General features: G+C 55.6%; 26 protein-coding genes, 3 tRNA genes and 1 pseudogene. 11 read left to right on the top strand and 19 right to left on the bottom strand.

Features of this window, described 5'->3' with window-relative positions; translation table 11 throughout:
* Nucleotides 1-81 precede the first annotated feature (81 nt).
* A pseudogene (locus F0Q04_RS20170) lies at nucleotides 82-345 on the top strand (IS3 family transposase); the annotation flags it as partial.
* Between the two features lie 468 nt (nucleotides 346-813).
* Here F0Q04_RS20170 and F0Q04_RS20165 read toward each other — a convergent pair.
* Together F0Q04_RS20165 and F0Q04_RS20160 are read right to left on the bottom strand one after the other, a co-directional pair.
* Complete coding sequence (locus tag F0Q04_RS20165) at nucleotides 814-1509, bottom strand: VIT1/CCC1 transporter family protein (RefSeq protein WP_182343167.1); 696 nt, start codon at nucleotides 1507-1509, stop codon at nucleotides 814-816.
* Nucleotides 1510-1545: 36 nt separating this feature from the next.
* Entirely contained in the window at nucleotides 1546-2052 is a 507-nt protein-coding gene (locus F0Q04_RS20160) for a cytochrome b (protein ID WP_332839213.1), read from the bottom strand.
* Between the two features lie 445 nt (nucleotides 2053-2497).
* Here F0Q04_RS20160 and F0Q04_RS20155 point away from each other — a divergent pair, with 445 nt between their 5' ends.
* Nucleotides 2498-4744, top strand: coding sequence for an IPTL-CTERM sorting domain-containing protein (locus F0Q04_RS20155; RefSeq protein WP_182343165.1), 2247 nt, complete (start codon nucleotides 2498-2500; stop codon nucleotides 4742-4744).
* A 311-nt stretch (nucleotides 4745-5055) separates the two neighbouring features.
* Nucleotides 5056-5140: transfer RNA gene (locus F0Q04_RS20150), tRNA-Ser, on the top strand.
* A gap of 209 nt (nucleotides 5141-5349) precedes the next feature.
* Here F0Q04_RS20150 and F0Q04_RS20145 read toward each other — a convergent pair.
* The 5 genes from F0Q04_RS20145 to F0Q04_RS20125 all read right to left on the bottom strand — a co-directional run bounded on the left by F0Q04_RS20145 (nucleotide 5350) and on the right by F0Q04_RS20125 (nucleotide 9323).
* The gene (locus F0Q04_RS20145) at nucleotides 5350-5709 is read right to left on the bottom strand and encodes a hypothetical protein (protein WP_182345822.1); all 360 of its coding nucleotides are present in this window, start codon (nucleotides 5707-5709) and stop codon (nucleotides 5350-5352) included.
* Between the two features lie 268 nt (nucleotides 5710-5977).
* Nucleotides 5978-6298 (bottom strand): hypothetical protein, encoded by a 321-nt coding sequence (locus tag F0Q04_RS20140; RefSeq protein ID WP_182343163.1) that lies wholly within the window; start codon nucleotides 6296-6298, stop codon nucleotides 5978-5980.
* Between the two features lie 409 nt (nucleotides 6299-6707).
* The gene (locus F0Q04_RS20135; RefSeq protein ID WP_182343161.1) at nucleotides 6708-7226 is read right to left on the bottom strand and encodes a hypothetical protein; all 519 of its coding nucleotides are present in this window, start codon (nucleotides 7224-7226) and stop codon (nucleotides 6708-6710) included.
* An 18-nt stretch (nucleotides 7227-7244) separates the two neighbouring features.
* Entirely contained in the window at nucleotides 7245-8540 is a 1296-nt protein-coding gene (locus tag F0Q04_RS20130) for a tyrosine-type recombinase/integrase (protein ID WP_182343159.1), read from the bottom strand.
* Between the two features lie 267 nt (nucleotides 8541-8807).
* The gene (locus F0Q04_RS20125; protein ID WP_182343157.1) at nucleotides 8808-9323 is read right to left on the bottom strand and encodes a DUF1643 domain-containing protein; all 516 of its coding nucleotides are present in this window, start codon (nucleotides 9321-9323) and stop codon (nucleotides 8808-8810) included.
* 87 nt (nucleotides 9324-9410) lie between these two features.
* On the opposite strand from F0Q04_RS20125, the gene F0Q04_RS20120 reads away from it, so the two are divergent.
* Nucleotides 9411-9701 (top strand): helix-turn-helix domain-containing protein, encoded by a 291-nt coding sequence (locus tag F0Q04_RS20120; protein ID WP_182343155.1) that lies wholly within the window; start codon nucleotides 9411-9413, stop codon nucleotides 9699-9701.
* A 1560-nt stretch (nucleotides 9702-11261) separates the two neighbouring features.
* A complete protein-coding gene (locus F0Q04_RS20115; RefSeq protein WP_182343153.1) occupies nucleotides 11262-11570 on the top strand; it encodes an FHA domain-containing protein in 309 nt (102 codons plus the stop codon).
* 528 nt (nucleotides 11571-12098) lie between these two features.
* Here F0Q04_RS20115 and F0Q04_RS20110 read toward each other — a convergent pair.
* From F0Q04_RS20110 to F0Q04_RS20090, 5 genes are all read right to left on the bottom strand, one after another.
* Nucleotides 12099-13664 (bottom strand): AAA family ATPase, encoded by a 1566-nt coding sequence (locus tag F0Q04_RS20110; protein ID WP_182343151.1) that lies wholly within the window; start codon nucleotides 13662-13664, stop codon nucleotides 12099-12101.
* A 123-nt stretch (nucleotides 13665-13787) separates the two neighbouring features.
* Nucleotides 13788-14123, bottom strand: a complete 336-nt coding sequence (locus F0Q04_RS20105) for a hypothetical protein (protein ID WP_182343150.1) — start codon at nucleotides 14121-14123, stop codon at nucleotides 13788-13790.
* 288 nt (nucleotides 14124-14411) lie between these two features.
* Complete coding sequence (locus F0Q04_RS20100) at nucleotides 14412-14666, bottom strand: hypothetical protein (RefSeq protein ID WP_182343148.1); 255 nt, start codon at nucleotides 14664-14666, stop codon at nucleotides 14412-14414.
* A gap of 91 nt (nucleotides 14667-14757) precedes the next feature.
* Nucleotides 14758-15153 carry a hypothetical protein gene (locus tag F0Q04_RS20095; protein ID WP_182343146.1) on the bottom strand — a complete coding sequence of 132 codons (396 nt, stop codon included), beginning with the start codon at nucleotides 15151-15153 and terminating at the stop codon, nucleotides 14758-14760.
* A gap of 74 nt (nucleotides 15154-15227) precedes the next feature.
* Entirely contained in the window at nucleotides 15228-16037 is an 810-nt protein-coding gene (locus F0Q04_RS20090; protein ID WP_182343144.1) for a hypothetical protein, read from the bottom strand.
* A 584-nt stretch (nucleotides 16038-16621) separates the two neighbouring features.
* Here F0Q04_RS20090 and F0Q04_RS20085 point away from each other — a divergent pair.
* Nucleotides 16622-17470, top strand: coding sequence for a GIY-YIG nuclease family protein (locus tag F0Q04_RS20085; RefSeq protein ID WP_182343142.1), 849 nt, complete (start codon nucleotides 16622-16624; stop codon nucleotides 17468-17470).
* 445 nt (nucleotides 17471-17915) lie between these two features.
* Nucleotides 17916-19376, top strand: coding sequence for a hypothetical protein (locus F0Q04_RS20080; RefSeq protein WP_182343140.1), 1461 nt, complete (start codon nucleotides 17916-17918; stop codon nucleotides 19374-19376).
* Here the strand turns inward: F0Q04_RS20080 and F0Q04_RS20075 are convergent.
* Nucleotides 19279-19881 carry a DUF3300 domain-containing protein gene (locus F0Q04_RS20075; protein ID WP_182343138.1) on the bottom strand — a complete coding sequence of 201 codons (603 nt, stop codon included), beginning with the start codon at nucleotides 19879-19881 and terminating at the stop codon, nucleotides 19279-19281. The two genes, F0Q04_RS20080 and F0Q04_RS20075, sit on opposite strands and share 98 nt — an antisense overlap.
* A 70-nt stretch (nucleotides 19882-19951) precedes the next feature.
* Here F0Q04_RS20075 and F0Q04_RS20070 point away from each other — a divergent pair, with 70 nt between their 5' ends.
* From F0Q04_RS20070 to F0Q04_RS20055, 4 genes are all read left to right on the top strand, one after another.
* Complete coding sequence (locus F0Q04_RS20070) at nucleotides 19952-20185, top strand: hypothetical protein (protein WP_182343136.1); 234 nt, start codon at nucleotides 19952-19954, stop codon at nucleotides 20183-20185.
* Nucleotides 20154-20243 (top strand) — tRNA-Ser (locus tag F0Q04_RS20065). Before F0Q04_RS20070 ends, F0Q04_RS20065 begins: the two co-directional genes overlap by 32 nt.
* A 16-nt stretch (nucleotides 20244-20259) precedes the next feature.
* Nucleotides 20260-20336, top strand: a tRNA-Arg gene (locus F0Q04_RS20060).
* A 336-nt stretch (nucleotides 20337-20672) separates the two neighbouring features.
* On the top strand, nucleotides 20673-21044 hold the full coding sequence (locus F0Q04_RS20055; RefSeq protein ID WP_182343134.1) for a response regulator: 372 nt from the start codon (nucleotides 20673-20675) through the stop codon (nucleotides 21042-21044).
* Between the two features lie 3 nt (nucleotides 21045-21047).
* Here the strand turns inward: F0Q04_RS20055 and F0Q04_RS20050 are convergent, their stop codons facing one another.
* From F0Q04_RS20050 to F0Q04_RS20025, 6 genes are all read right to left on the bottom strand, one after another.
* Nucleotides 21048-23027 carry a response regulator gene (locus F0Q04_RS20050; RefSeq protein WP_182343132.1) on the bottom strand — a complete coding sequence of 660 codons (1980 nt, stop codon included), beginning with the start codon at nucleotides 23025-23027 and terminating at the stop codon, nucleotides 21048-21050.
* A 5-nt stretch (nucleotides 23028-23032) separates the two neighbouring features.
* Nucleotides 23033-23881, bottom strand: coding sequence for a sensor histidine kinase (locus tag F0Q04_RS20045; protein WP_232539699.1), 849 nt, complete (start codon nucleotides 23879-23881; stop codon nucleotides 23033-23035).
* A 94-nt stretch (nucleotides 23882-23975) separates the two neighbouring features.
* Nucleotides 23976-24992, bottom strand: coding sequence for an ATP-binding protein (locus F0Q04_RS20040; protein ID WP_182343128.1), 1017 nt, complete (start codon nucleotides 24990-24992; stop codon nucleotides 23976-23978).
* Complete coding sequence (locus tag F0Q04_RS20035) at nucleotides 24983-25387, bottom strand: anti-sigma regulatory factor (RefSeq protein WP_198424337.1); 405 nt, start codon at nucleotides 25385-25387, stop codon at nucleotides 24983-24985. The genes F0Q04_RS20040 and F0Q04_RS20035 overlap by 10 nt, the downstream gene beginning before the upstream one ends.
* Nucleotides 25377-25751, bottom strand: a complete 375-nt coding sequence (locus tag F0Q04_RS20030) for an STAS domain-containing protein (RefSeq protein ID WP_116927135.1) — start codon at nucleotides 25749-25751, stop codon at nucleotides 25377-25379. The genes F0Q04_RS20035 and F0Q04_RS20030 overlap by 11 nt, the downstream gene beginning before the upstream one ends.
* A 2-nt stretch (nucleotides 25752-25753) precedes the next feature.
* A complete protein-coding gene (locus F0Q04_RS20025) occupies nucleotides 25754-26599 on the bottom strand; it encodes an STAS domain-containing protein (RefSeq protein ID WP_182343124.1) in 846 nt (281 codons plus the stop codon).
* Nucleotides 26600-26815 lie beyond the last annotated feature (216 nt).

Here is a 26815-nt window from a genome sequence, read left to right as displayed (position 1 = left end):
GTTGGGTGTTTGGCGACTTCCAGTCTCTCAAATCCAACCCGGATGAACACCGGATACAACCTATTGAACCTTCACAACTAGGGCAGCCAATACACCAGCGAGCACTTCCAGGAATTGCTCAAGGAGCAAGGCATTACCTGCAGCATGAGCCGCGCGGGCGAGGTCTGGGGCAACTCGGCAATGGAAAGCTTCTTCAGTTCATTGAAGACCGAGCGCACGGCCAAGAAAGTGTATCGCTCCAGGGAGCAGGCTCGTGCTGACGTGTTCGACTACATCGAGCGGTTCTACAACCCGACGCGTCGTCATTCCACGCTCGGCTATGTCAGTCCGATAGAGTTCGAGAAAGCTCAAGAAGCTGAGGTCAGTGTCCATGATTCCGGCAGCAGCCCAATTTGCTGTAGTCTCTACTCGGTGCGTTTTCTATTCCACGAACGATGGAAGAGAGCATGGCGAGCTCGTTTTCGGTTGGGGGGCCACTGTTTATGGTTAAGGTCATCCCTGCGTCTGCGAAGACTTCGTTAGTGCTTGATATTCTTGCGCCTCTAGTTTGTCCATCTACATCTCCAAATTTGCCGCGGCGCGGCTAGCTCATTGCGTATTCTGATAGAGATTGCGTGCTTCATGGGCGAGCTTTGTCACCGCAATGCAAGCGACTGCCAATCTGAGGTAGGTAGGGCGATAGGTAGCATTGGACCGATTGCGGCTCACCCATGCCGGATGCTGCTTCTTAGCGGCGAGGATGGCTACTTTGTGAACTTCAAATTGGCAGATTGCTCACTGTGGGTGCCTAGCTGCAGTACGGTTGTCGTTGCTCTATACAATGGTGCTGAACATTGCCCCTACCCCGGTTGTCATGGCCATAGCGAAGGTGCCCCAGAACGATACCCGGATAGCGCTCTTGAGGACTGGCGTGTTTCCCACAGAGGCAGCCGCAGCTCCGAGCATTGCTAAGAAAATTATGGCTGTCGCGACAATCCAATAAAGCAGGCTGCTTTGAGGTGCGAGCAGCACCACTACTAAAGGCATTATCGCGCCTGCGGCAAAACTTGCCGCTGATGCCAACGCCGCTTGCACTGGACGAGCATTCAAGGTCTCGGATATGCCTAATTCATCTCGTGCATGAGCGCCCAATGCATCGTGAGCCATTAGTTGTGTGGCAAGCTGATGATCAAGACCGCGTTGAATGTAAATTGCTGTGAGCTCCTTGTGCTCTGCTTCTGGATTGTTTAATAGTTCTTCCGACTCTCGTGAAAGATCTGCTTTTTCTGTATCAGCCTGAGAATAAACAGATACGAACTCACCTGCAGCCATGGACATAGCACCTGCAACTAGAGCCGCAATCGCCGTGGTGATGATGCTGGCATGACTCGCACTGGCTGCAGTTACTCCGGCGATCAGACTGGCAGTAGAAATAATGCCATCATTTGCTCCTAATACGGCAGCGCGGAGCCAGCCAATATGTTCAGTGCGATGAGCCTCAAGATGGGTGCGATAGAAAAGCTTGCTCATAGTCAAATATAGGGTTGTGTAATTCTATTTACTAGCTTATGCGCGATTCGCTGGAAGCATGCGAGTGAGAGTGTTATCTCGCATTATATAATGATGAAAAAGAGCTGCTGCTGCATGCCCGGCAATAAGGTAATAACCTAGGTTGCCAACCGTCTCGTGTACATCTTTCAACTGACGAGATAGTTGGATATCTGGGTTGATTACGCTAGGTATAGATAAGCCAAAGAGGACGATCGGCTTTCCTGACGCGCTCAAAGTGAGCCATCCCAGTAGTGGCATAGCAAACATAAATAAGTAAAAAGCGTAATGCATCGCACTCGCAAGCCTGGTTTGCCATTTAGACGGTGGTGGCACAATATCAGGCCCTACCCCAGATTGACTGCGAACAAGAATTCTTATAAAAACCACCGCTAAAACGCTCAGGCCCAAAAGAAAGTGCAATGACTTCATGACATCTCGTGCAATATTTCCTTTGGGAAATAGTCCATGCAGTTCCATGCTCGCATACACTGCAACGATGAGAATTACGGTTAGCCAGTGCACAAATATAACCCACTAGCTATATCGTTGTTGCGAATTTTTAATGCTCATGTGAAACATCTCCGGTGATCAATTGAAAAAGGCTGCTAGAAGATATGCCCATAGTATAGGTGGATGTGCTGCATTCTATTTCGACATCCACTTAAGCGGGCGAGTATATGAATGCGAAAGATTATCAATCGCTATCACTGCCTAGCCTTATCCGCTGCGTGATCATTTAGACGTAGCTGGGTTATGTAGACCTTAACGCATTAGGTGAAATAGAGGCAATGTCACCTGAGATCGTTTCTCCCAGTGCGGTACTGGCGACGATGGACGAGTAGATGGGTGAAGCACTGGTGTACGTGGAGGCTTCAGAGGTTCAATGATTGTTATCTTGTTGAAATATTTGATAAATATCGAGGATGCTATGGCATAGTAACAATACGTACTACCGCAAGGATTTCTAATGAGCCAGTCACTCACTCATCCTGTTCGTAACGCCATCGCTCTGGCTGTTCTATCCCTCTCTTGTACAGCCTACTCTTGGGCCGCCTGCTCTGATGCAGCGTCAGGCAATCCTGCTCTAACGGCCTCCGCAGGCAGCACGTGTAGTGCCGGTCTCACAGCCTACACTGGCAATAATGTGGCAGGTGCATATCAGGATGGTTCAGTACTGAATCTACAGGCCGGCACCAGCATCACGACCACCAGCAACTCCGGTACCTACACCCTGAGCTCAGGAGGGATGAATATTGGAGGCATCGGTGCGCAACCGGCTGCTGCGTTAGTTCATGCGCTAGGTAACTTGAATGTCACATCCCGTGGAGCCAATAGCCGAGGCGTATACATCTATGGCGGTGCAAATGCTGCCAGCCAACAATCCAAGTTGCAGGTGGATGGAAATCTCGTAGTGATGCGCTCACTGGGCGCTGGTGGGGCTGTAGTACAGAACGTCGGTGGCGTAATAGATGTCACAGGCAACATGCGCATTGGTGCGGATGCCTCAACCACAACCCCAGCGCCGGTGGATGGAATTCGTAACAGCGGCTCAAGTGGCACCGTTGGAACTAATCTGTTCAACAATGGGCTTACGCTTTATACCTCTGCCACTGGCATTTCGAACAGTGCTGGGTTGATTCAGGTGCTAGGGTCATCCGCCAGCGTCAATAGCACTGCAGGCACGGGCATCAATATTTCTGCTGGGACTATCGATATGCCAATACCAGCATCAATCATTAGTGGAACCGGTACTTCAATCATTGCCAGTGGAGGGCAAGTTGCGCTGGGCAATAGTTCGCCTACATCGGCTAATCCAGCAGCAGGAACGAGCCTTATCACCATTGGTACGCAGCCGGTGACGGTACAGGGTGCCAATGGGATCCAAGCTGTAGCCGCTGCGGGTAACACGGTTGAAGTGCATGGAGGCAATGTAGTTGCCACTACTGGTGACGCGATCGCAGTGAACTCTACGGCTGCGGCCAACAGTATCAACATCCTTGCAGGTCAGCTGACTGCTACCTCAGGCCGAGCGATTTTTGATGGCCCGGGCAATGGCAATACCAGCGTCACTTTGGCCAGTGGCGCGGTTGTCAGCGGCAACGTCGTTCTGGGTGACGGCTCCGACAGCCTCACGATCAACGGCACGGATATCAGTCAGATAACGCTAGTTGATGGAGGAGATGATGTCTCCCTTGCGGATGGATACATAGATCGCCTGACCTTGGTAGGTATCAATGGTTCGCAGCCCGGCTCCAAATTTCTTAACTGGGAACGTATCAGTTTAACAGGCAATAGTGACCTATCCTTGACTGGCAGCACTTTGGTTGCCGGCGGTGGCTCTGTGGCGGGCGAGGCTATGGGCCTTGTGGTGGACGCAGGCAGTAGCTTACGTGTGCAAGAAACGGCCTTTACCGTTAGCAGTGATTTAAGCAATCAAGGCCAGTTGGTTCTGACCAATGGCCAGGCAGGAGAGACCTTGACGGTCACAGGTAACTACACTGGTGGTGGCAGCTTGGCTTTGGACACCGTGCTGGGAGACAGCAGCTCTGCTTCGGATGTTCTGCACGTCTCGGGAGGCACGACGGGTACAACCATTTTGCAGGTTAATAATCTGGGTGGAACGGGCGCGCTTACTACCGGCGATGGCATCCTGGTTGTGCAGGTTGACGGAAGCTCTTCGGGTACGTTTGCCTTGCCCGGTGGGTCACTGATAGCCGGTCAGTTTCTCTATTCTCTCCAGAAGATCGGTAACAACTGGTACCTGCAATCCCAGGCTAATACGGGCACGGTACAGGTGTCCAAGACGGTCGTGGGCCCAGAGGGTGCTCCAGCATTTAGTGGCAGCATTCCGTTCACACTCACCTGTGTCTCGCCCGACCTCAGCCAGCAAGGCAGCATCGCCGTCGTGAACAATGCAGGCGCAGCCGATCCGATCACGGTTACTGCTGGCAGCTCCTGCTCGGTAGCAGAGGGTGCGTTGCCTGCTGCGCCAAGTGGTTATGGGTGGGGAGCTGCCACGCTGCCCGCAGCGACTGGGCCTGTGCCATTGGGAGGCAACTTGACTCTGGTCATCACAAACACGCTCGTCAAGCAGAATACCCCGACTGCAACCCCCACACCAGTGCCTTCGCTCAGCCAATGGGCACTTGCACTGCTGTCCTTGGTCGTGGCTGGCTTCACCGCGATGGGCTTGCGCCGCTCCAGAATGCGCTGACCTGTTGAGGGTGGAGACTGCTCGTTGCCCCAGGCGGTACTCGTCAGCTCCACCCCTTCAACTCACCCATCCCTGGTCTAGCCAGGGTAGTAGCTACAGAGACGCAGGCACCGGAGAGCATCTTCGCAGTGCTTGCCCGTCACCAGCCGCCATGGCCCCCCTTGCCCGCTGTTCCAGGTTGGTCCGTCCGTAGCAGGCGAGGTGCTCACCCCGCTCAATCACCACCCTCCTGCACATCACAATTTCCAAGAAATCTGCGTTTCTTCCCGAGACCCTCAAATTGCCTGCTACAATTGAAGCTTCGGCGCTGCGGAGAGGTGGCAGAGTGGTCGAATGTACCTGACTCGAAATCAGGCGTACGTGCAAACGTACCGAGGGTTCGAATCCCTCCCTCCTAGTTAAGAATTTATGAAATACGGGCCCATGTGGCCCGTTTTGCATTTCTACCTTCCAGGTTACCTACTGTGATCCTGGGCATATGGGAGTATCACTGGGAGTATTTGCAGCGTCCTTGCTTATAGCATATCCGGATATCGCTGTATTTAATATAGCACCCGATGTTTTGGGTGCCGTCTATCTTTCGGCTTATCCTGCATTCTTTACGATTACATGGTCATAGTCGATTCGACATCGCTAATTTTGCGGCGAGCCAGTGCGAGGTTAGCGCGGCTCTTATCGAGTACGTAGTAAATGAACACGCCATCGACCTTGTGTGAGGGGCGCAGGACGTGATACTGCTTGCCCAATGTAATCAAGATATCGTCAATCTGTTCATTGAGGCCGAGCGACTTCATTGTTTTGACCTTGGCGCGCATGACTTCGGTGTTGCCAGCTGCGGCCAGTTCCATGTCGATGCCTGAGCCAGCGCTGGCCAGGGTCATCCCGCTGGTGTAGTCGACGATTGCTGCGCAAGTTGCGCCTTCGAGAGTCATCAGTTCGTTCAAGCTGTCTGTAAGGTTTGCCACAATTAGTCCTATCAATCTGGAGTGTGTGCTGATCTTTGTGATCATTTCTGACCCTTCGATCATAACTGACTGCATCCTGCTCGAACTGGTCGATGACCTTCGTTTGCAATTCGTTTTGCTCAGTAATGTATTGCTGGTGAGGTGTCGTAGCGTCCATCAATGGAGTTAGTGCTTGATTCTTCATAGGTTATATGCATTTGGTTTCGATACGAGGGCAGCCGACATTCACTCAATCACTCCTGTCATCTGCTCACGTACTTGTGAAAGTCTATGCATTACCAGTATATTTATTTACGCTATAGTCGTGCTTCGTCAATTCATCGCGCAATAGAATGATTTTTTGACGCTCCTCAACACTTTCCACCGCGTATAGTAGGAGATACTCGAAGCTATCAATTCCAATCGTTTCGGCATATTCGACCAGGATATTGGCGGTTTCGATGTATTGGATATTCGATAGTTTTTTGCCTAGAATAATTTCAATCTGCTGACTTCGATTATTAACTTTCATTAAGGCTAATGGATTTTTTTCTAAGAATCGAATATATCCTTTCTCAATTTGTTCTCTAGTTAATAGCTTGTGTATCATGGTTTATCTGACGGTGAAGTAAAATTAATCTGAAGCGCCTTTTCCTAATTATAGGTTTTTTGCTCACCTACTTGATATCGCCAGTTGTATTTTTAATTAATTAACATTTTCTATGTGGGACTTGCAGGTTGAGCGATTGTCTTGCGATTTGATCGCGTAGCAGTTACTGCGCATCCCCTTGACCTCTGCCATGCACTGATTGCGCTTGTCGCCATTCTTGATGCGATGGCAGTACCCATAGTCCCTTTTGACCACCGCCAGGCAGTACGCCCGTTTGTCTCCATCTTTGATCGCGTAGCAATCTGAGGATGCAGCCACGACCTCTCCCATGGCTAGTATCGCGGCGGCACACGGGAGGGCCAGGAAGGCACTTCTCGCTATATTTTGGATAGTCATGCCCATACCCCTGTCAATAGTCCCGCAGCAGGTGTCCGCTTGGCATCTGTTTGAGCATTGCTCCGTATAGCGTAATAGTCCGGTCATCAGCCCACAGGTGGAAGGCCCTGTATTTGCGCGCTTCAGCCAGTTCACCCGCGCTCCATTCGAACTTACCCATAGGCTTATCCTCTTTGATGGGATTGCCGTACTGGTCTTTTACCCCTGCGCTAGACATGACGAACTCCATGCGCACCGATTGCAGCTGTGGCTTTTGCTGAGCGAGGTCATACACGTCGTGCAGTGTCCGCTGTGCAATAGCTCTGGCTCCATTGGACGTGGTCAATACCTGGCGCGTCACCACCTCCGTATCTGAGGATACGAGCGTTCCATCCGTAGGCATTCTTTTCTCGCCTAGCAAGATGGCTGCGCAGAGCATGATGACCATGTACCACAGTACGATGATCTTAGCTTTTCCGATCCATCCTGCGCTCCAGGTTCGTGTATGCCATGCCTTGAACCTTGCGAGCTTGCTGAGTGGTTGTTGGTCCATGATGTAACTCCTAATTGGTTAATTGGATTGGTTGATTTTTGGGTTTGAGTTGTCAGTCGCGGCGGCAGGCTTTATTGCCGCAGGTTGCCCGCGGGTATGACCGTCGGTCATGGCGTAGCTGCCCCAGTCCTGCATGAGTGCGTGGCGCTTTTCCAGCATGTCTCCGCGTCGATACGCGGCTTCCACCTTGCTCGCGACGGTGTGTGCGAGGGCCATCTCCGCGACCTCATTGGCGTACTGCGTTTTCTCGGCACACCAGTCGCGGAACGTAGAGCGGAATCCATGCGGCACGGCGTCCACATTCAGGCGGCGGAGGACTGCAGTTAGCGTCATGTTCGATAGCGGCGCTCCCGTCTCTGGATCGGCACTTGCCCGGTAGCCTGGGAACACATAGAGGCACGATGCAGGTACGACCTCGCGTTGGTTCTTGAGGATCTCAATTGCTGCATCCGACAGGGGTACTCGGTGCTCCTTATGGGCTTTCATCCGCTCGGCTGGGATCGTCCATACGCGGTTGGCAATATCGATTTCCTCCCACCTTGCTCCCCGTACTTCTCCTGACCGGGTTGCCGTCAGGATCAGGAACTGCAACGCCAGCGCTCCATTGCCTTCTTGGCTTCGCAGCTGCACCATGAACGCCGGTAGATCGGCATAGGGCATGGCACGGTGGTGCACGGTCTTGGTGACCTTTGCTGGTGCCGGTAGTAGCTTGTCCAGAAGTCCCTTCCAGCGCGCCGGGTTGGCATCCTTGCGATAGCCGCGGGCCACTGCCCAGTCCAGTACCGATTCGATCCGGCCCCGCACGCGATTGGCTGTTTCCGTCTTGGTGGTCCACATGGGCTCGATCACCCGCAGCACCATCTCTACATCTACTGCTGCCACTGGCACCTTGCCCAGCACGGGATTGGCGTAGGTAGCCAGGGATGAACGCCACTGCGCGACATGCTTGACGTTCTTCCAGCCTTTTTCATGCGCGTCGATGTACTTGGTAGCAGCGTCTGCGAACGTGATGGCTCGCTGCATCTCCTGGGCCAGTTGGGTACGCAGGCGCTGTGCGTCGGCTACTGGATCGATACCGCGTGCCAGTTTGAGGCGAGCTTCACGTGCCAGGTCCCTGGCTTGCGCGAGGGTGACCGAGGGATAGGACCCCAGACCCAGGTCGCGGCGGCGGCCGCCCACCTGGTAGCGCAGCAGCCAGCTACGCGATCCGTACATCGTGACGTTCAGCACCAGGCCGCGCACGCCTCCGACATGTGTCGATCCGCGCCGCCAGATATTGGCAATCTGCTGGGCTCCTAGTTCCTTAGCGGCCATAGGTACCACCTCCGGATAGGGTGTTTGCAATCTCAATGGGCATGACCTTCTTGTCCTTCTCGTGTGCTGTGATGGGTAGATGGACAAAATTTTCAGCAGCGTTGGCAGAGGTCGGAAGGGGGTAGCCGCGGGCGTGCCGAGCCCTATGCGGACGATGACACTGCGCGAGTTTTCTTGCGAGAGACGAGTGGATTGATCTAGAGCCATGCGAGGCATGCAACCGCTTCAAGTGGCTGCAGTGCGAGGCCGAGACTGCGGTGTAGGGGCCTAGTCCAGCGTGTAGGGTTGGAACTTCCAGTCGTAGTTGAGGCGGCTGGGGTGTCTTGGATGGCCGCTGGCGGTGGGCTCGCCGAACATGCGCCATTGGGGTGAGAGCTTTGCGACCCGCGCATACAGCTCGTCGCGGGCTCGCAGGAAGTACGAGCGCTGCACCACAGTCTCACCCCACGCGGCCCATAGCGTTGGGGTCTCGTACTGCGCGATCAATTTTTCCATCTCATCGAGATTGCGCGCATAGGCTTGGGCATCAGCTCGGGTGGGCAGAGCGCTCCAGTCCGTGGCTCGCTCGGGGTAGAGGTTGAGCATCACGAATCCATCGTATCCATTGAGCGCGGCGACCTTCTGCACCCTGGCTACGGTGGGGTCAGATTTCTCTTGTGTTGCTGTGCTCGGGTTGAGGCCGATAGCGATCAATGGACGTTTGCCTGATGTGCCCAGGGTGAAGCGCCATTGGTCGTTTTGGTCTGCGTGGTAGAGGTTGTACATCGGTTGCTTCGCAATCAAGTCTCATAGACATCCATACCGATTGGTTGGGTTCTGCGCATAATTATGCGTCGCTTTTTATAACGCAACAACTGATCCTCTGCGCCTATGACAGGTGTTGGCAAGATCAGTAAAGGACGACCATTTGGCTCGAAGAGCTTCGAGCCAGTGTCGGCTGCGGCATTTGGTCAAGTGGTGCGTGAGACACGGGTGGCTCTGGGTGTTTCCCAGGAAGATCTGGCGCTTCGATCCAATTTAGAGCGTGCCCATGTCGGCAGAATTGAGCGTGGGGAGAATCAGCCAACCCTATGGGTGATTTTGAAGTTGGCAGAAGGCCTCTCGATTTCTCCTGGTCTTCTTGTAGATCAGGCTGTGCAGCGGATAGCAGGAGCTGAGTGACCATTATCTTTTGGTGCCATTCAGCAGCTGCTATGAGATGAATTTTCTTGATTGTTCGTTCGCTGCTCGGCCTTATGGAGGCATTCGTCTCTGTATACGAGGTGGCGCTTCGTTGAGTTTCATGGGCGCTCGGACTATGGGAGGAGCGGCTAGTTTTTCTGTGCAGCGCTTCGGTGCCACTCTGTGCCACTTCGGCACTATCGAGGGTCGATGGATCCCATGCACGCGCCGTTGGGCTGTATTTGAGTGCCTGTCATTGCCGAGACCATCATGGTTCTGCGCTCGATACCCCTGCGCCCCGCCCGCCACGACGCCCCCGTAGGGGGCTGTCGGGCGGGGCGCGGGTATTGGGCATGGGATTGGAGTTGCTTCTCCGGGATGTGGGATTGGCTTGCCGATGCTGGCCGATCGCTGTAGTGCTACCGCATGCGACGTGATACCTAGGCAATTTTCTTATGTGCTAGGACTATGGGGGTAGCGGCTAGTTTTTCTGTGCAGCGCTTCGGTACCTCTCCGTGCAACTTCGGGACGATCGCAGTTTGATGGCTCGCTCGCTTGAACTCCAGGTCTGCACTGGCGCATGCGTCCTAGCTATGAGTCGCGTCCTGCAGCTGGTTCGCATCCCGGGGTGCTTGCGCGCTATCGTGGTAGACCCCACACGATGCCCCCGCCCACCCTTTTTAGGGGTGGAGAGCGGGCGAGATATCGGGCGGTAGGAGGTTCGAGTAAGCTGCCTGTTTGGACCGGGGTGGCTGCTCATCTGCTGGATCAGAACTTCAATCTACTATCGCTTGACTGTGAATGGTGCTGAATACAGAGCTCTTCTTAAGCAAAAATGTGCTCTGTCGAGAAGTTTATTTTGATCTCTTCCGTGCATATTTCGTGGCTTCTCAGACGAAGATATTGTCTCTACCAATTATTCTCAACTATTTAATAGCATTCGCTTACACCCAGATCCTGGGGGTCTATCGCCCACCCACGGGGGCTTCTCTCAAGAGATTGCAAACAATTGCAAACGGCGTTGATGGTGATCCTTAATCTACGTCGCTTTCTATAAAATTTCTACAAATTTCGCTCGTTATCTTCACGTTTTCGGAGATTCCCGAGAGTGAAATTAGCCACAAATTTTTTAATGATTAAGAGACCTGCTTCACAGTTAAGTTCTTCTGCTTGACTTAATAGGTGGATTTATTGCGAATATAATAGGCTATGAATCATCCCTTATGCGCGATATTGTTAAAGCCATCTTTAAAATTGCTGCTTACTCCTACTTCCTATTCTCATATTTATTTAATTGATCCTATTAGTCTTGTTATTAATGGGGTAATAATTTTCAAATTTGAACACGTTCGAGTCGATTATGTATTGCATGTAATTTATATTTACGATATCAAGCATAAGCGCGATATTGCTAGTTTAGGGGCTGTAAGATTGATAAATTAATGAGATTAACACCTTCTTGAATTACCGATTGAGACTAAGGTGGAATTTGATAATTGGTGATGAAATTTTTTGTCACTAACAATATTTCATTTTTCGAAATATTATTGCGCACTTTCTATGTCTCCTGAAATTATTATTTTTGATAATAATGGATGTGTATATCGTTCATTTATATTGAATGAAGGTTATACAACATTTGGTCGCTTGCCAAATAGTGAAATTTGTCTAGATGATCCAAGTGTTGATGTGGATAATGGCTTTTTCTCCTTCAGGCGTGGGATTTTCATGATTGATGCTAGCGGTAGCCCGCAAGGTGTATATAAGTCTGGGGTTTTGATTAAGCGCTGTGTATTGTATAGCGGTGACGTACTCACTATAGGATCCTTTGAAGTCAAGGTCATACATGGTACCTTTCCAAATCAATAACTCTGTCATATCTGAGTTGTTGTGTGCGATACCTATCAAGGTGTATATGATGTGTCTCCAGTAAATCTTTGGTAATGGCTGGTATTTGATCATCTACTGACCTAGCGGAATAGTGTTGGGGATGTGGATCTCCGACATTCCGGATGGATTGTCTCCGTGCGCTGCGGCATGCGGCTATGGGAGGTATTACCGAGTAGAGCATCGTAGATGTTTGGACTATGGGGGTAGCGGCTAGGCCTCTCGTGCTGTGCTTTGGTACCTCTCCGTACCACTTCGGGTTTATCGCGGCCTGATTGATCGCCATTTCGGCTTCGATCTTGCAGGCCGGGTCGGTCCTTAGAATGCCTAGCCTCCAGATCTGATCCGCGAGAGATGCATTTGCCTAGGCTGACACTTGACTCCCCCGGCTCCCCGTCCCCCTCTCCCCCTTTAGGGGAGGGGGACTGGGGAGTGGGGAGCAATTGAGCGAGGCTGCCTCTCATAGGTTCTTGGATGGAGTCCATTCCACCGCCTACGAGTGAGTTGCCGTCACAGCGACATGCGTACCTTGCCTCCTTCCCGGAGTAGCAGTCCAGTTGAGATGAGGGATTGAATTGCCTCGCGGACGTTCTTTGCGCGATGGTTACTGCCATAGCCCTCTGCCCCGCTATCGTGCATCTCCTTGAACGCTTGTGAAACAACCTTGCTAATAGTCTCCTCGGTCGCCTCGCCCGGATTCCGCTGCTCATTGCCATTCAGATCGAGTTGGCTCAGATGCTGACGAATTGCCTGCAGTGCTACATCTGTCCGCTCCTGGGTCTTGGGCTTGGGGCCTGCGAATACCATGGCATCGCTCGCCTGCGTGTCGTCGGAGTCTTGCACATGCCGGATGACGATGGATTTGAGGGGCTCCGTCTCATGCGCCGGTTGAAATTCGATGGGTTCAATCCGAAACAAGCCCTTCGTATGGTTGCCGTCGCGGCCCTTATCGAGGCGCCAGTAGCGCTCGTTGCCATTGCGGCCAACCTCGATAGACACATCAGGGTTCGCATGCAGAGCATATGCTCCTCGCGCACCACGACGAGGATCATTTCCCGAATGATGAACGAGCAATACCGCGGCACCAGTCATCCTCGTCAGGCGCTGGATGTTAGCGATCATGCCTGCCATTGCTGAGTTGCTGTTCTCCTCCGCGGTCCCGGCAAGTGAGGCTGACAGGGTATCAATCACAATGAACTTGGCCTGGTGCTTCAAGGCCGTCACTGCCAATGCGTTGACGTCAGCCGTACTCCCAACATTGCAGGCATCAAAGATGTAGCGAATGCCCTTTTGATGAACACCACCACGGTCATGCTCAAGAGCTTGGACGCGTGTGCGCAACCCCAGTTGCCCCTCCAATGCAACATAGATCACATGGGTCTGGGTAACCGGGTGGCCAGCCCAGTCAGAGCCGCTGGCTACCGCAGCTGCCATGTCCAGCAGCAATGCAGTCTTGCCTGCTTGAGACTCACCCCACAAGATAATGACCTCCCCGCCGTGGAAGACGTCACGCACCAGCCATCCGAGACGCGGCATGTGCTCAAAGTCTTCAGAGGTATGCGTTGGCAGCGTTCGCGATACGTCGAACGGAGGTGGAAGCGTGGGCTCGGGCAGGCGCGGCTCTTGCGTGGCGGCGAGACCTACGTCATCCGGGCTGTCAGTGGACGACGCGAGGACTTCAGGCTCCATACGGATGGTGTCTGCCGCAACATCTGCCAGCCAGCCATGTGTCGGCCCCTGGTAGGCCATATGGATCACTGGAAATGGGGTAACCTCTTGCTCTTTGCCAAGGCGCTGCCAATGAACATGCGCGGTTTGGACCTGCGCTCCTCCGGAGCTGGTAGAGATGTCGCAGTTAGCAGTGATCCTGGTTTCGCCTGGCTCGGCCTCAGTGTGGTCGAGCATTTCAGCAGCCGTTGAGGGCGTGCTCCGATCGCCTGGGTGGGTAGGGGGTCTGTGAGCGGGTGCACGCTCATTTGCCTCTTCTTCTTGGCGCATGGCAAGGATCTTTAAGGCTGCGGCTTGGAGGCGATCAATTTCCGGATCTTTGCGGATGTTGTTGTGTGTATTCGTCATAACTAGCTTTCCAAACGAATCCTGATAATTGCAGGACACCTGACCTTGTCTGGCCAGTCCATGGTCATAAACTGCTAGGTGCAGGTGTCCTATTTCACTGGTAATGATGGAGATGTTGCTCTATCAATTCAGATCCGTGTCGTTTGCCTGCGTAACTACTGGCGGTGCGCTCGCCGCAGTGTGCTTAAGCGTGATTGCCTTCGGAATAATGTGCCTAGTCCCCAGTGCGCGATCGGCTACCATGTCCATGTTGTCAATGAGATGGTCAAGCTTCTTTTCTAAGCGGTGCAAGGCTTCTGCTTGCCTCGCGATATCGCCTGCTAGCAATTCCAGCGCAATTTGTTCTGGAGAATCCCAATCTTCAGTTTCATATTCCAATTCTTGAGCATCAGTGCTTGAATGGTCCTCGTCATAGCTTGAGGTGAAAATTACATAGTGGTCGTTGATAACTTTGATCATGTGATACTTTCTCAAGTGCGTGATAAACCCTCCGCTGCTCATGCGCGAATGTGATTGAGTCAGGGGAAGGATCGCTACGTACAGCTACTGCACCGTTATGGCGGTAGCTTCGCGTACGTAGGTATGGATGCAGTCTGAGAGGCAACGAATAGGGAGTGGTGAGTCATAGTTCGCTTTCTTGATTAGATGTGATCAATCGTCTCGGGCACGCTGAGCCCCAGTGGCTTGAACAACTGGGGCCAGCGTCCTATGTCCTGCAAATTACGAGGAGGGTGAATCTCCGATGGGTCAGGCCCGCATGCCAGCGCGGCGCGCTGCCGCCTTCTTGCGAGCATTTCCGCGGCCCTTCGCATGTCCGATTGAGGCGATCTGGTGGGATTGCGCAACTGCATTGCGGCGGCGATCCATCTGCCACATGGTCTCGCCGATCACGTCGGTGCGATGCATGAGCTCGCGCAGCATCGAGTCCATGCGTTCAATAGTCTGGTGTTGGGCTGCGATGTGGTTGGCCAGCAGCGCGAGGGAGATCTGTTCAGTAGTCATCATGTTTCCTTTGGGAGTTCAATACCGCAGCACTAGGTTTGCGGTAGTCGTGCGGAACCAGTCGGCTGCAAGTGCAGCCGGCAGGCGGCATTCACAATGCGAACAGCTCTGCTTCGCTTGGCGTGGTGCTCAAGAGCGGCTGCAAGATTGCTCGCATGTGACTCCGGATCTCAGAGTCGGGATCGCTGACGGTTCCGTAAAGGAAATCTACTGATGCAAGACGAATAGCGGCAGCATCGATGGGAGACGGTTGCATGTAGCCTTTCAGCCCCTCTTGGGGTGCAGGCTTCAAGCGCCTATTCGACTCATGCAGTGGAGGCGGGTCGATGGGGCGACTTGTCGTGTCTCCATTGAGTTGATAGCTGCGGCGACGGTTCCAGATTGCACCGCCCTGCCATGGGGCGGCGTGGCTCTTCGAGTTTTTAAGAGGAGGCGAAGCGGAAAGAGCATTGATGCTTGATCCGCGACTCACAGATTGTTGGTTCATAGCGATTCCGATTTGTGGTTGATCAGAAACCGTATTGAACCGCGTCCATCAATTTTGGTTAAGGGAACTTAGTCCTAAGAATTGGACGCACTACTTTCCTTGCTCTTCTTGCGCTGATTTATTAGTATCTTGATCGCGGACTCCTCATTTATTGGTTCCTCTGGGAAATATATTTCCCAGGTTGTGCAAGCTAAGTGTGTTGATTCATCGCGTGGTATATTTAGATCGGCAGCCAATAAGTTATGCCATTTATGAAATGATCTGTCGCGATCCAACTTTCGAGGCTGACCCATGGGTGCTTTTTTACTGGTGAGATTATCACTCGCTTTGTTTGCGATCTCCTCCCATGCACCAGTTATCGCAGTTGCAACATCTCGCATAATTAACCAGCTAGGATATTTTGTTCTATTCATTAAATACTTAGTTTTTGCAAAGGATAAATCGTCCGGATTATCAATTGCTGATTCTTTGACCTGATGATATGCTTGCTCTAGAGCGTTTCCTAAATCTGTGAACTGCAGAGCGGCATTTATGCGCTTTTGAAGAAGTTTACTTGCATTAATTATGTCTTGCACGGCTTTTTTTTGAAGATCCAGTGTTTCACGTTTTACATCCTGGCCGTAAAGATACGTTATAAAGCTCTTGGTTAGCTTGCTGTCAAATGTTCTTTCAATAACAGTTCCTTCTATCCATCTGTGGAGATTTAATGCTAAATCTCTCGCTGCTTCTATGGATAAAGGCGTTTTATCAGAATTTCTTCCACGTTCCAAAATCTGTTTTTCAAGTTTCTGAAATCGAATATCGGCGAAATCTTGAATATCATCTCTATGCTTTTCGTCTTCGTCAGTTTCTTGATGGGGATTTGGTTGCTCGCTGATTTCCATGGTGTCTTTTGTTGGTTGAAATAATTAATTATATATGCCTGATGGTTTCGGTGTATCGCGCTCTTGGTCGAATCTGCAGCGAGTAAGGGGATGGGTAGGGATAGATCGGAAAGCCCTAGCCTATGTCGGGCTTGGCCACTTAGCGGCGTGATTGGCTGCTTGACTAACTCGCGACAGTGCTACCGCAGGCGGACTCTAGGTTGAAGGATGTCGCTGTGCTGGCCTTGGGCTACGAGTGGATTGTTTCTGTTGGGTCCTTGAATTCTGCCAAGCGATCGCTTACGACCTGGGCCCGAAGTTCCTGATCCGGGCAGATGGTTGGCCCGACTCGCGCCCTCAACGCTGCGTTGAATGTCTTCCAATTCATTGTGCGTATGTACCCCGACCGCAGCTCGTTCCCCCAGACTACCTCAGCCTACAGTTTGATTTATGCAACAACGCCGCCTTGCGGTATCACTCGCCACGCCAATTCCGCCGAAATGCCGTTGCCATCCGTTAAATTGCGTTAGGGTTCCTGTCCTCAGATGCGGGGAACATTCCAAAGCGGATGGGGCTTCCCCTGTAGATCACTCGACACAAAAACTATGATTTCGACTCAACTATATGGATTACTCCAAGAACGAGGGATTGATCCATCCGCTCAGTCAGTCACATTGATGAGGCATAAGACTGGGCAATATCCATTGCAAAAATATCTTGGCACACGGGCTTTGACCTTGTACCAAGCCATGCAAAAAAGGCCGCACAAGCAAGGCGGCCTCATCATTGGCTTTTATGGGCATCAGCCTGGCCGGGGGGTATTGTTGGGATTGTGGCGAATCACCGACGTGATGCCGGGGCAGGAGGCTTTTGACCGAGGGTTATTGAAAGAGAGTTTGGAGCCATTGGAGGAACGGACAGATGGCTACTATCATGAGTTAGAAGAACTCGATTTGTTAGACGACCTGCGCATGCAGCTGGAGATTACATGGACTGGTAGGGACATCGTATGGCGCAGAATTCTTGAAAAGGACAATGACTATCCTGTCCGTGTTCGTGTCGAACCCGCTGTCCCATTTACAAATGCTTCGGATGTGTCACTCGTAATGGCAGAGTTGCGTCTAGCAATGAAGGAGGTTACATGGCAACAAGGCTTAGGCTCTATTGCCGGTGTATATCTTATTACGGATGAGCACAGCGGGAGGCACTACGTTGGGTCAGCTTACGGGATGAGTGGAATTTGGCAACGTTGGTGTGCATACGCTGGTACAGGCCATGGAGGGAACGCTGAATTGATCGAGTTGCTCAATAGCTATCCAGGCCGTGAGAACGAGTTCAGGTTTACGCTCTTGGAGACACTGCCAACGACCATGCCTCGCCGCGAAGTGATCGCTCGGGAGAATTATTGGAAGGTTGCGCTGGGCAGCAGAAGGTTCGGCCTCAATCGCAATTGATGAGGGCTCGCTCTCGCATGCACTGATGTCTGGGTGCGGGTGGGGCGGACGTTGCCGTCCGCAGCCCACTTCATTGCCAGTTATCTAGCAGGATACAGGCTCGTTGCCTGTGTCAGATCGAGAGTAGTTGCCGACGACTATATTTACGCCAGTCGTGCAAGGGCGGTGGTTACAACTGGCGAACCAGGCCTCCAACAGGCTTGCGGTAAATTGCAAACAATAGTATTTATTCAGCAATATTGGCTTGCGTCTAGCAAAAAAGCTTTATCCTGGGCTCTATCGTTTATAGACTGTCTGTTTAGATTTTGTTCGAGTACTAGGAGATTGGAGAATGCATGTGTCAAGCTTAGGTCATGTTTTTCTGGCGGCTACCATAGTCACCTTGGTTACTGTGGCACATGCTGCCCCTAGTACCTACACGGTTCCTCCAGGAGCCTCCAAACTGATGATTGTGCTGAATGGCGCAGGAGGCGGGGCAGGTGGCGCAGACCAAGACGGCGCTGGTGGTGTCGGAGCCAGTGGCTCACAACTTGTTGTGGAGTTGCCCGTTCAGCCAGGGAAAACTGCTGTTTATGACTTCGGCCTCGGCGGAGCCAGTGGCGTCTCCTATACCCACGGATTCGGAAGTGCGGGCGGAGTTGGCGGCATAGGTACTGGAAATGGTGGAGACGGCGGCGCTGCGCCAATATCCAAACCATCTGATGTCAACAGCGGTAGCGGCGGTGGCGGTGGCGGTGGGGGTGCGAGCTATTTGGGTTATGACGGTACAATGTTCGCTCGCGCCGGCGGCGGCGGCGGCGGCGGAGGAGGAAGTTGGGCACGCGACGCGTACACGAACTACCTGTTCCAGCCAACGGCGGCCGCATCCACGAACGACTGTTTCGCCCCGCTTCAGGGGCAACCGGGCGTGCCGGGCGCTGATTCAGGGAATGAACGCGGCGGCGGCGGTGGTGGCGGCGGCGGCGGCGGTTACTTCAATCAACCCAGCCCGGCTGGCAACGGTGGAGCTCGCGGTTGGGACGGAGCAGGAGCGCCCATTGATGGCGCTCACAATGGCGAAACTGGTGGGTCTTGCCACTCGCCGGGCATGACCCCTGTGAGTTTTGCCATTGCGGGCGGCGCGGCGGGTTCCAGTAGCCCCTCATTGACTTCCAATGGTATGGCGGTCCCTCCAGTGGCAGCGCCAGGCGCGGACGGCAGCGTTACGATCATGCCGGTTATGGACAAAGCCATCGCTGTGGTGCAGGCCGGTGACGGCACAGTCACATTGAATGCTACCTTGCCAGCTTCGATTCCCGACACATCAGTGGTGACGGGCTATTCGTTCACCTGCAATCCTCAACTAGGTGGCAGCACGCCGTATACGGTCACAACGATTCCCACCGGTCCTTTGCCCGCAGTGAACGGATCTGAGTACACATGCACAGTAGTGGTGACCGTGAAAGATCCAAATGGTGGCCCCGACTTGAGTACAAGCACCAGCGACCCCGCTTCTGCCACGCCAGTTGCGAGTCCGCTTGCGCCACCGGTTGCCAACAGCACGTCTGGCGACCAGGAAGGCACTGTGGGCGTGGCTAGCCTGCCACCAAATGTGCAGCCCAGTGATGTAAAGGACTATACAGTTTCATGCACCCCGGATCCAGCGAATGCCATCGTGAACCCAGTTAGCAATCTGCCATTGGTGATCACGGGCCTGACAAATGGTTCGTCATACAGTTGCACGGTTATTGCGAATTTGGTGGATGGCAGAAGCACTCCTGCAAGTGCTGCGGTGCCCATCAATCCCACTACCGTGCCGGTAGCAACTGCTACTCCGGTCCCCGGCCTGGGCGCGTTGGGTCTGGGATTGTTGAGTGCCGTGATGTTGGCTTTGGGCGTGGGCCGCAACCGCAAGATGGGCCATTGAGGCGCATGCCGAGCGCGGTCGTCCAGGGCAGGTTCGATGCCATTTGCCCCAGCACGTTAGGAAAAAGCGTGAGCGATTTGATCGATGGATCCCAAGGCTGGGTATGGGCTGCATTGCTCAGCGCACCCGCCTTGAGGCCGGGGTTCTGTGCCAGCCAGGCTTCCGCCGCGCTGACCTGATCGGGATAGGTGGAGCCTGCCAGGATTTGCGCGACCAGCTTGTCCGGGTACAGCGCGATGGGGGCCACCATCTGGTAGAGGATGTCTGCCGATGGCGGCGTGTAGGCAGCTTGCACCTCGGCGGGCTGCGCGGCCGGCGCTGGGTTGGCAGCAGCGTTCTCGGCAGAGGCACTAGCAGCCTTGTGGGCATCGCCATCATCGTTGCATCCCGCCAAGGCCAGTGCTGCGGCCAGCGCCACCAGCCCCGTCCGGAAGCCTGCGGCCAGCAAACGCGGCGGCAACACGGATGAATGAACGGGGTCGAGGCGGTCAACGGCATGGAACATGGTGCTCTCCTGAAGGGCGGCGGTGGTTCCAAGGGGCACTGTGCATACCAGTCGCTGCACCACCCACCGCATGTCTGCACAACGCAATGGTGCGGGCACCGTTGACGGCCGGGCGTCCGCCAGGCCCTTTTTCAGCCAAGCCATGCCTTCCTTTAAGTTTGGCCTCAGTTTCGGTGAAGCAATGGCGATCACCCCGCCATCCTTTTTTCAGAAATCTGCAATTCTTCCCGACACCCTCAAATTGCCTGCTACAATTGCAGCTTCGGCGCTGCGGAGAGGTGGCAGAGTGGTCGAATGTACCTGACTCGAAATCAGGCGTACGTGCAAACGTACCGAGGGTTCGAATCCCTCCCTCTCCGCCATAGGCATCGAAAATTAGCGGCTGTAGCTCAGCTGGATAGAGTACTTGGCTACGAACCAAGGGGTCGTGGGTTCGATTCCTGCCAGCCGCACCAAAACGTCAAGCCTCAGAGTAGCAATGCTCTGAGGCTTTTTCGTTGAGATATTCGCGTTGCCTGAATGCCGTTGCGGCCCATGGCTGGCCGAGTTCGCCGTCGTCTGGCGCGGGCAGGGCAGGGGCCGGCGCTTTGCATTCCATCAGCTCCCGTGATGCAGGGGCGTTCCTCACCGACCTTTGTCCAGGTCACCAGTGCTTTGAACGTTCAACTCACAACACCAGGGCATGGGTATCGCTTCTGTCCCACACGCATATAGGCACAGGAGCGCCAATAATCAACAAGGCCTCTCCAGCGCTGCGGGCGCCGAGTGTATCTCCTTCATATTCTTCATAAATGATTGCATATCTGTACGTCGAGGATGACGAGGACATCCGCGAGGGCTTTATGGCGGTGATGGACGCACCGCATCGCCAGATTGTTGGCGCCGAGAGCGCAGAAGCGGCGCTGGACCTCGGCAACCAAGGGCGCTTTGATGTCTTGGTGACGGATGTGAGTTTGCCGGGCATGTCCGGTACGGATCTGGCAAGGCAGTGGCTCGCTCAGGACCAACAGCGCCATGTGCTGCTGATATCAGGCTATGCGTTCAACCATGGCCTGGCCAGCATCGGTCCCAACGTGCGTGCGCTGCTCAAAAGCTGCGAGCCCGAAGAGCTGGAGGCGATGCTTGAGAGCATCGAGGCGCAGCTGCTGGCGCGCCCCTCCTGAAGGTCAAGCGTCTTTTCCGCGCGGGCTGATCAGGGTCTTGATCAAGTCCAGCAGTTTTTGCGGCTGCAGCGGTTTGGCCAGGTGGAAGTTAAATCCGGCAGCGAGAGCGGCTTGGCGGTCTGCCTCGCGTCCAAAGGCGGTGAGTGCGATGGCTGGCACTTGGCAAAAATAGGCGGGTGCTGCGCGCACCTGGCGCATCAGCGCATAGCCATCCTTGCCAGGCAGGCCAATGTCACTGACCAACAGGTCTGCGCCTAGCGAATGCAGCGACGCCATCGCGCTGTCCACATCCGCCGCTCTGGCTACCGTGGCGCCGCGCTCCTGGAGAATCAGCACCAGTAGATGGGCGACTTCTTCGTCGTCTTCCACCACCAAGATCCGGATTCCACGCAGCTCATCGTGGCCGGCATCCTGGCTCAGCCCTGCTTGCTCACCTTTGGACGCGTCTTCGGGTGCGCCACTGCCCAAAGGCAGGCGAACGGTGACCGTCGTGCCCTTACCCAAGCCTTCACTGGCCACGTCGATATCGCCGGCGTGCAGGTCAACCAGGTGTTTGACAATCGACATCCCCAAGCCCAGGCCACCGGAAGAGCGGCTGCCTGGGCTGGCTGCCTGGGTGAATTTTTCGAAAATGCGCTCCAGAAAGCTGGCCTCGATGCCCTTGCCATGGTCGCGCACCTGCATTATCAGATTGGTGCCCTCCACCGCCAGATGCACTTGCAGCAGGCCCGCGTCGTGTGAAAACTTCACCGCATTGCTCAGAATGTTCCAGAAGATCTGTTGGAACCGCGCGGGATCGACCAGCGCTTTGCGGCCCTGCGTCTGCAACTGCACCTCCAGCACCAGGTGCTTGGCGTCGATAGCCGACTTGAGTGAATCCAGCGAGGAGGTGATCAGCGTAGCCGGGTCCACCCATTCGCGCTCCAAGGTGAGCTTGCCGGAATTGATGCGTGAGACATCGAGGATGTCGCTGATGATGCGCGCTTGCGTGCTGGCATTGCGTTTGATCGCGTCCAGGTTCTTGGCAAACTCGGGCGGCGGGGATTTGCGCAGCACTTGGTGCACGTTCATCATGATGGCGCTCAGGGGATTGCGCAGCTCATGGGAGAGCACCGCGACAAAGTCGTCCTTGGAGCGGCTGTAGCGCTCTGCGGTTGCGCGTGCGGCCTGCTCCCGCTCCAGCAGCTGTTTGCGTTCGAGCTCCAGCTGGATGCGGTTGGAGACGTTGGCCACTGCGGCCACGCGCAGCTCGCCCTTGACGCTGGCGGCCATGCTCCATTCCACATGCAGCAGCTGGCCATGGGCGTCCAGCAAGGCCACTTCTTCGCGCCAGACAGCATCCTTGCTGTGCGGCGAGCACAGGGACCCGATGCGCTCTTCGTGGCCTGTTGCGGCGAATGCCGATACCGCCTGCCCCAGCACCTCGGAGGCGGGGCGGCCCAGCATTTCCAGCATGGCGGGGTTGGCATCCACAAAGCGGCCCTGGTCGTCGATCAGCGCAATACCGCTTTGGGCCTGCTCATAGATCGAGCGGAACTTCGCCTCGCTCTGGTGTACACGCACTTCTGCCAGACGCGCGCGCACCAGCGCCTGGATGGTCGCCACCAGCATCGCCGGCTCGGCTGGGTGCGTCAGGTAGGCATCGGCGCCCGCGTTGAGGCCCGCGACCTTGTCGGTGTCGGCTACAAACGCCGCCGACAAATGCACAATCGGCAGTGAGGTGGTCAGCGTGCGCTCGCGGATCATGCGGCACACCTCGAAGCCACCAATGTCGGGCAAATGCACATCCAGCACGACCGCGGAGATATCGCCCAGCGACAGGTCCAGGGCATCCTGCCCGGTGCCCGCTTCCACGGTTTTGAAGCCAGCGGCGCGCAGCGCACGGGCCGTGGCATAGCAGGTGGCAGGGTTGTCATCGACCACCAGGACCGTGTGCTGGGATCGGTCGATGCTGACATTGAGTCTGGCAGTGACGGAGGGCATGGTGTTTACCGGGATGAACGCTCAGCGGCCGCTGGGCTGGGGGCGGCCACCACACTGATCGGAATGGTGACGAAGAACGTGGAGCCTTTTTGCGGCTCACTCTCCATGGCCACGTCGCCTCCCAGAATCTCTGCCAGGCGCTTGCTGAGCGACAAGCCCAGACCGGTGCCCCGCAGACGTTTCTGGACGGGAGAGTCGATTTGCGAATAGTCCTGAAAGATGGCGTGGTGGAACTCTGGTGCAATGCCGATGCCCGTGTCGGCCACGGCAAACTGCACGGCCGTGTCCGAGATGCGCCTGGCGCTCACCCGGATCTCTCCGTGCTGGGTGAACTTCAAGGCATTGCTGATGAAGTTGCGCAGAATCTGCGCCAGCTTGCGGTCGTCGGAGAACAGCTTGGGCACGTTCTGCGGCTCTTCAAAGATCAGCATCACATCCGGGTTGGTGATCACCGGCTTGAACATGCCGCGCAGCGCCGAAAACAGATCCACCATTTCGAACCAGGCGGGCGATACATCAATGCGACCGGCCTCGACCTTGGCCAGGTCCAGCAGGTCGTTGACCATATCGGCAAACTCGGCCGAGGTCGTCTGGATGAAGCGGACCTGTTTTTGCTGCTCTTCCGTCAGGGGCCCGTCGACCTGGTCTTGCAAAATGCGTGCAATGCTCTGGATCGCCCCGATGGGGGTGCGGAACTCGTGGCTCATATAGGCCAGGAAGCGGCTTTTCAGCTCGGTCGCCTGGCGCAGATTGTCGGCCTGGGCATCGAGTTCGGCATACAGCGCCAGCACCCCCCGGTTGGTCTCATCGAGCTCGGCGCGCAACGCTTCCACCTCGGCCTGGGTGGCTGCCATCGCGTGTGCAAGCTCGCTCTCAGGCGCCGGCGCAGCGGAGGTGGCGCCATGCGGTGCGCTGTCTTGTCGGCTTATGTCATTCATTCGTGCCCTCTCAGTCTGCACGGCGCACGATCAGCACGGTCACATCGTCCCGGCCACGGCCATAGTCACGCAGCAGCACCGCCGCTGCCAAAGCCGGGTCACGCCCGAGCAAGGCGGTGATGGCATCCGGGGACCAGCGGGACTGCAAGCCATCGCTGTGACACACCACGATCGCGTGTTCGGGCCAGGCCATCGTCGTCACCTCCACCTGCCGCATCTGCACGCCCACAGTCCCGTTCTGTACCAGCACCGAGCGGTTGTAAATGCCGCTCATCACCCGAATGGCGACATTGCCCGCCCCAGCCGCCAACAAGCTGTTGGCAGCCGCATCCAGCTGCAGACAGCTGATCGCTGCGCCGCGCGTCATGCGCAGAACCTGGTGGGCTTGTTCCAGGCCAGCCTTCATCTCGGCAAAGGGTTGCCTGGCAAACAAATCAACGGCAGCCTCAGAGGCCTCTGCAGCGAGCACGCCGTGCCCCAGGCCATCAGCCACCAACAAGGCGGCACGCTGTCCATCCAGGGCTATCGCCCAGGCATCGCCGCAGACCACCTCGCCCGGCGCCGGCAGCGCCATCGCTGCCACCCGGAACGCGCGCGCGCTCGGGGGCTGGCTCGAAGGCGGCCGAAAGCGCGCCAGCACCACCGTGCCCTTGTCCATGTCTGAATGGATGTCAAAGTCCGTGGCCAGCCGCTGCACGGCGCCCAGGCCTGTGCCGGGCGTGCCTCCGGTCGAATAGCCGTCGCTCATCGCCAAAGGCAGGTTGCCGATGCCCGGCCCGCTGTCTACCGACACGATCTCCAGCTCCGGCTGCGCGCCCTTGTGCGTGGCAATCCATAACTGGCCCTGGCGTGCGTGCTTGCAAAGATTGCTGCCCAGCTCGTTGACCACAATCGCAGCCTGGCCCGCCAGAACCTCGTCAAAACCCAGATCCTGGCACAAGGCGGCTGCATGGCGTCTGGCTTCACCCACGCAGCTGGGGTCGTCGATCGGAAACGACCGGTGGCTGGTGCCTCTGATTATTTCCATCGGGTCACGCTCACACAGGTGCCAACACCGACGGCCGATTCCAACTCGAACTCATGCACCAGTCTTCTGCTGCCCGACAGGCCCAGGCCCATGCCGTTGCCCGAGGTCCAGCCGTCTTTGAGCGCCAGATCCAGGTCGGCAATGCCCGGGCCCTGGTCGCGGAAGCGCAGGCGCAGCCCTTGTTTGATGCCATCGGTCAGCAACTCCCATTCCATCTCGCCGCCGCCGCCATAGACCACGGTGTTGCGTGACAGCTCACTGGCTGCGGTGATCATCTTGGTCTGGTCCACCAGCGAGAACTTCAGCTGTACGGCCAATTTGCGCACCACTTGGCGGCTGGCGACGATGTCGGCTTCTACACGCAAAGGCACTGAGCCCTGTGTTTCATTCGACACGGTGGTCTCCATCGGAGGCCGCTTCCAGCAGCGCCATGCCCCGGCTGACGTTGAGCGCGGTTCTGACGCCGTCCAGCGACATGCCCAGCTCCACCAGTGTGATCGCGACGGCCGGCTTCATGCCGACGACCACGGTGGTGGCATCCAGGATCTGGCCAATGCCCGAGATGGCGGCCAGCATGCGCCCGACAAACGAATCCACGATCTCCAGCGCCGAGATATCGATCAGCACGCCATTGGCGCCCGTCTTGGAGATCTGCTCGGCCAGGTCATCCTGCAGCGCCATGGCGGTCTGGTCTTCCATGTCGATCTGGATGGTGACCAGCAGGGTCCGCCCCATGCGCAAAATAGGAATGCGATACATGGTCAAACGCCTATCTTGGTCTTGGCAACGGTATAGCCATTGCGCTTGAGCGCCAGCGACAAGGCGTCAGCCAAGGTGGCCTTGGTGGTGACCGATTGCAGATCAATGCCCAGGTGAACGATGGTTTGCGCGATTTGCGGACGGATGCCGCAGATGATGCAGTCGGCGCCCATCAGGCGAATGGCCGACACCGTTTTGAGCAGGTGCTGTGCCACCAGCGTGTCCACGGTGGGCACGCCGGTGATGTCGATGATGGCCAGCGACGATTCGGTCTCGACGATGCGCTCCAGCAGCGATTCCATCACCAGCTGGGTTCTGCTTGAATCGAGCGTGCCAATCATGGGCACCGCCAGCACGCCCTCCCAGAGCTTGATGACCGGCGTCGACAGCTCCAACAGGTCTGCCTGCTGGCGCGAGATCAACTGCTCGCGCGTGCGCTGGTAGGCATCCACGGTCCACTGCGCCATGCCATCGACATGGAGCGACACGCTGGAGATGGCATCGAGCAAGCCTTGTGAGTCGGCAGACAGTGCGCGCTGCAGGGCGTCGAACACCGGCTGCTTGAGCCCCAGCACAAAGGCACTGGTATTTCCTGCCGTGCTGCCTTGGGCAGCGCGAGAGGCAGACAGGTTCTCCAACACGTTCTTGAGTGCCTGCCAAGCACTGGAGCCCGAGTTTTGTGCGTCGTTGGATTGGAGGGCGGGCAAGAAGGCGGTGAAAATCTCGGTCGCCTCGGCTCGCACCTTGGCCGAGGCCTGGGGCCCGTTGGTTGCCAGAACCCAGTTGTCAAGAATGGAGGATTTCTCCCGCTCCAACAACCCAACCAAAAACTGCTGATTTGTACTCACGGAAACCCCCTAGCGTATGTGAAGTGCGTTTATATCTGTAACAATTATGAGGGACTGGGCCCGCCTGCAAAGCCTGCGCGGCGCACGCGGATGCATGTCGGCGCTTTGGCTTACAAGCGCTAGGGGTGCCCAACAGCGCGGGGCCCACAAGAAACATTCCGGGGAGTGCTTACAGCGCGCATATTCCCGGTGGACGGACACGGGCCAGCCACCGGT

The organism is Comamonas koreensis (genome assembly GCF_014076495.1).
Taxonomy (GTDB): Bacteria; Pseudomonadota; Gammaproteobacteria; order Burkholderiales; family Burkholderiaceae_C; genus Comamonas; species Comamonas squillarum.
The sequence above is the reverse complement of the archived record's forward strand: the minus strand, read 5'-3'. Positions and strand labels throughout refer to the sequence as shown.

Excerpts from the sequence above, each read along its gene's own strand:
- F0Q04_RS20165 (WP_182343167.1), bottom strand. The coding sequence starts at position 1,509 with ATGAGCAAGCTTTTCTATCGCACCCATCTTGAGGCTCATCGCACTGAA.
- F0Q04_RS20070 (WP_182343136.1), top strand. The coding sequence starts at position 19,952 with ATGTCTGCACAACGCAATGGTGCGGGCACCGTTGACGGCCGGGCGTCC.
- F0Q04_RS20080 (WP_182343140.1), top strand. The coding sequence starts at position 17,916 with ATGATTGTGCTGAATGGCGCAGGAGGCGGGGCAGGTGGCGCAGACCAA.
- F0Q04_RS20045 (WP_232539699.1), bottom strand. The coding sequence starts at position 23,881 with ATGGCAGCCACCCAGGCCGAGGTGGAAGCGTTGCGCGCCGAGCTCGAT.
- F0Q04_RS20040 (WP_182343128.1), bottom strand. The coding sequence starts at position 24,992 with ATGGAAATAATCAGAGGCACCAGCCACCGGTCGTTTCCGATCGACGAC.
- F0Q04_RS20135 (WP_182343161.1), bottom strand. The coding sequence starts at position 7,226 with ATGGACCAACAACCACTCAGCAAGCTCGCAAGGTTCAAGGCATGGCAT.
- F0Q04_RS20085 (WP_182343142.1), top strand. The coding sequence starts at position 16,622 with ATGATTTCGACTCAACTATATGGATTACTCCAAGAACGAGGGATTGAT.
- F0Q04_RS20075 (WP_182343138.1), bottom strand. The coding sequence starts at position 19,881 with ATGTTCCATGCCGTTGACCGCCTCGACCCCGTTCATTCATCCGTGTTG.
- F0Q04_RS20110 (WP_182343151.1), bottom strand. The coding sequence starts at position 13,664 with ATGACGAATACACACAACAACATCCGCAAAGATCCGGAAATTGATCGC.
- F0Q04_RS20115 (WP_182343153.1), top strand. The coding sequence starts at position 11,262 with ATGTCTCCTGAAATTATTATTTTTGATAATAATGGATGTGTATATCGT.
- F0Q04_RS20030 (WP_116927135.1), bottom strand. The coding sequence starts at position 25,751 with ATGTATCGCATTCCTATTTTGCGCATGGGGCGGACCCTGCTGGTCACC.
- F0Q04_RS20100 (WP_182343148.1), bottom strand. The coding sequence starts at position 14,666 with ATGACTACTGAACAGATCTCCCTCGCGCTGCTGGCCAACCACATCGCA.
- F0Q04_RS20140 (WP_182343163.1), bottom strand. The coding sequence starts at position 6,298 with ATGATACACAAGCTATTAACTAGAGAACAAATTGAGAAAGGATATATT.
- F0Q04_RS20055 (WP_182343134.1), top strand. The coding sequence starts at position 20,673 with ATGATTGCATATCTGTACGTCGAGGATGACGAGGACATCCGCGAGGGC.
- F0Q04_RS20050 (WP_182343132.1), bottom strand. The coding sequence starts at position 23,027 with ATGCCCTCCGTCACTGCCAGACTCAATGTCAGCATCGACCGATCCCAG.
- F0Q04_RS20120 (WP_182343155.1), top strand. The coding sequence starts at position 9,411 with ATGACAGGTGTTGGCAAGATCAGTAAAGGACGACCATTTGGCTCGAAG.
- F0Q04_RS20090 (WP_182343144.1), bottom strand. The coding sequence starts at position 16,037 with ATGGAAATCAGCGAGCAACCAAATCCCCATCAAGAAACTGACGAAGAC.
- F0Q04_RS20095 (WP_182343146.1), bottom strand. The coding sequence starts at position 15,153 with ATGAACCAACAATCTGTGAGTCGCGGATCAAGCATCAATGCTCTTTCC.
- F0Q04_RS20155 (WP_182343165.1), top strand. The coding sequence starts at position 2,498 with ATGAGCCAGTCACTCACTCATCCTGTTCGTAACGCCATCGCTCTGGCT.
- F0Q04_RS20130 (WP_182343159.1), bottom strand. The coding sequence starts at position 8,540 with ATGGCCGCTAAGGAACTAGGAGCCCAGCAGATTGCCAATATCTGGCGG.
- F0Q04_RS20105 (WP_182343150.1), bottom strand. The coding sequence starts at position 14,123 with ATGATCAAAGTTATCAACGACCACTATGTAATTTTCACCTCAAGCTAT.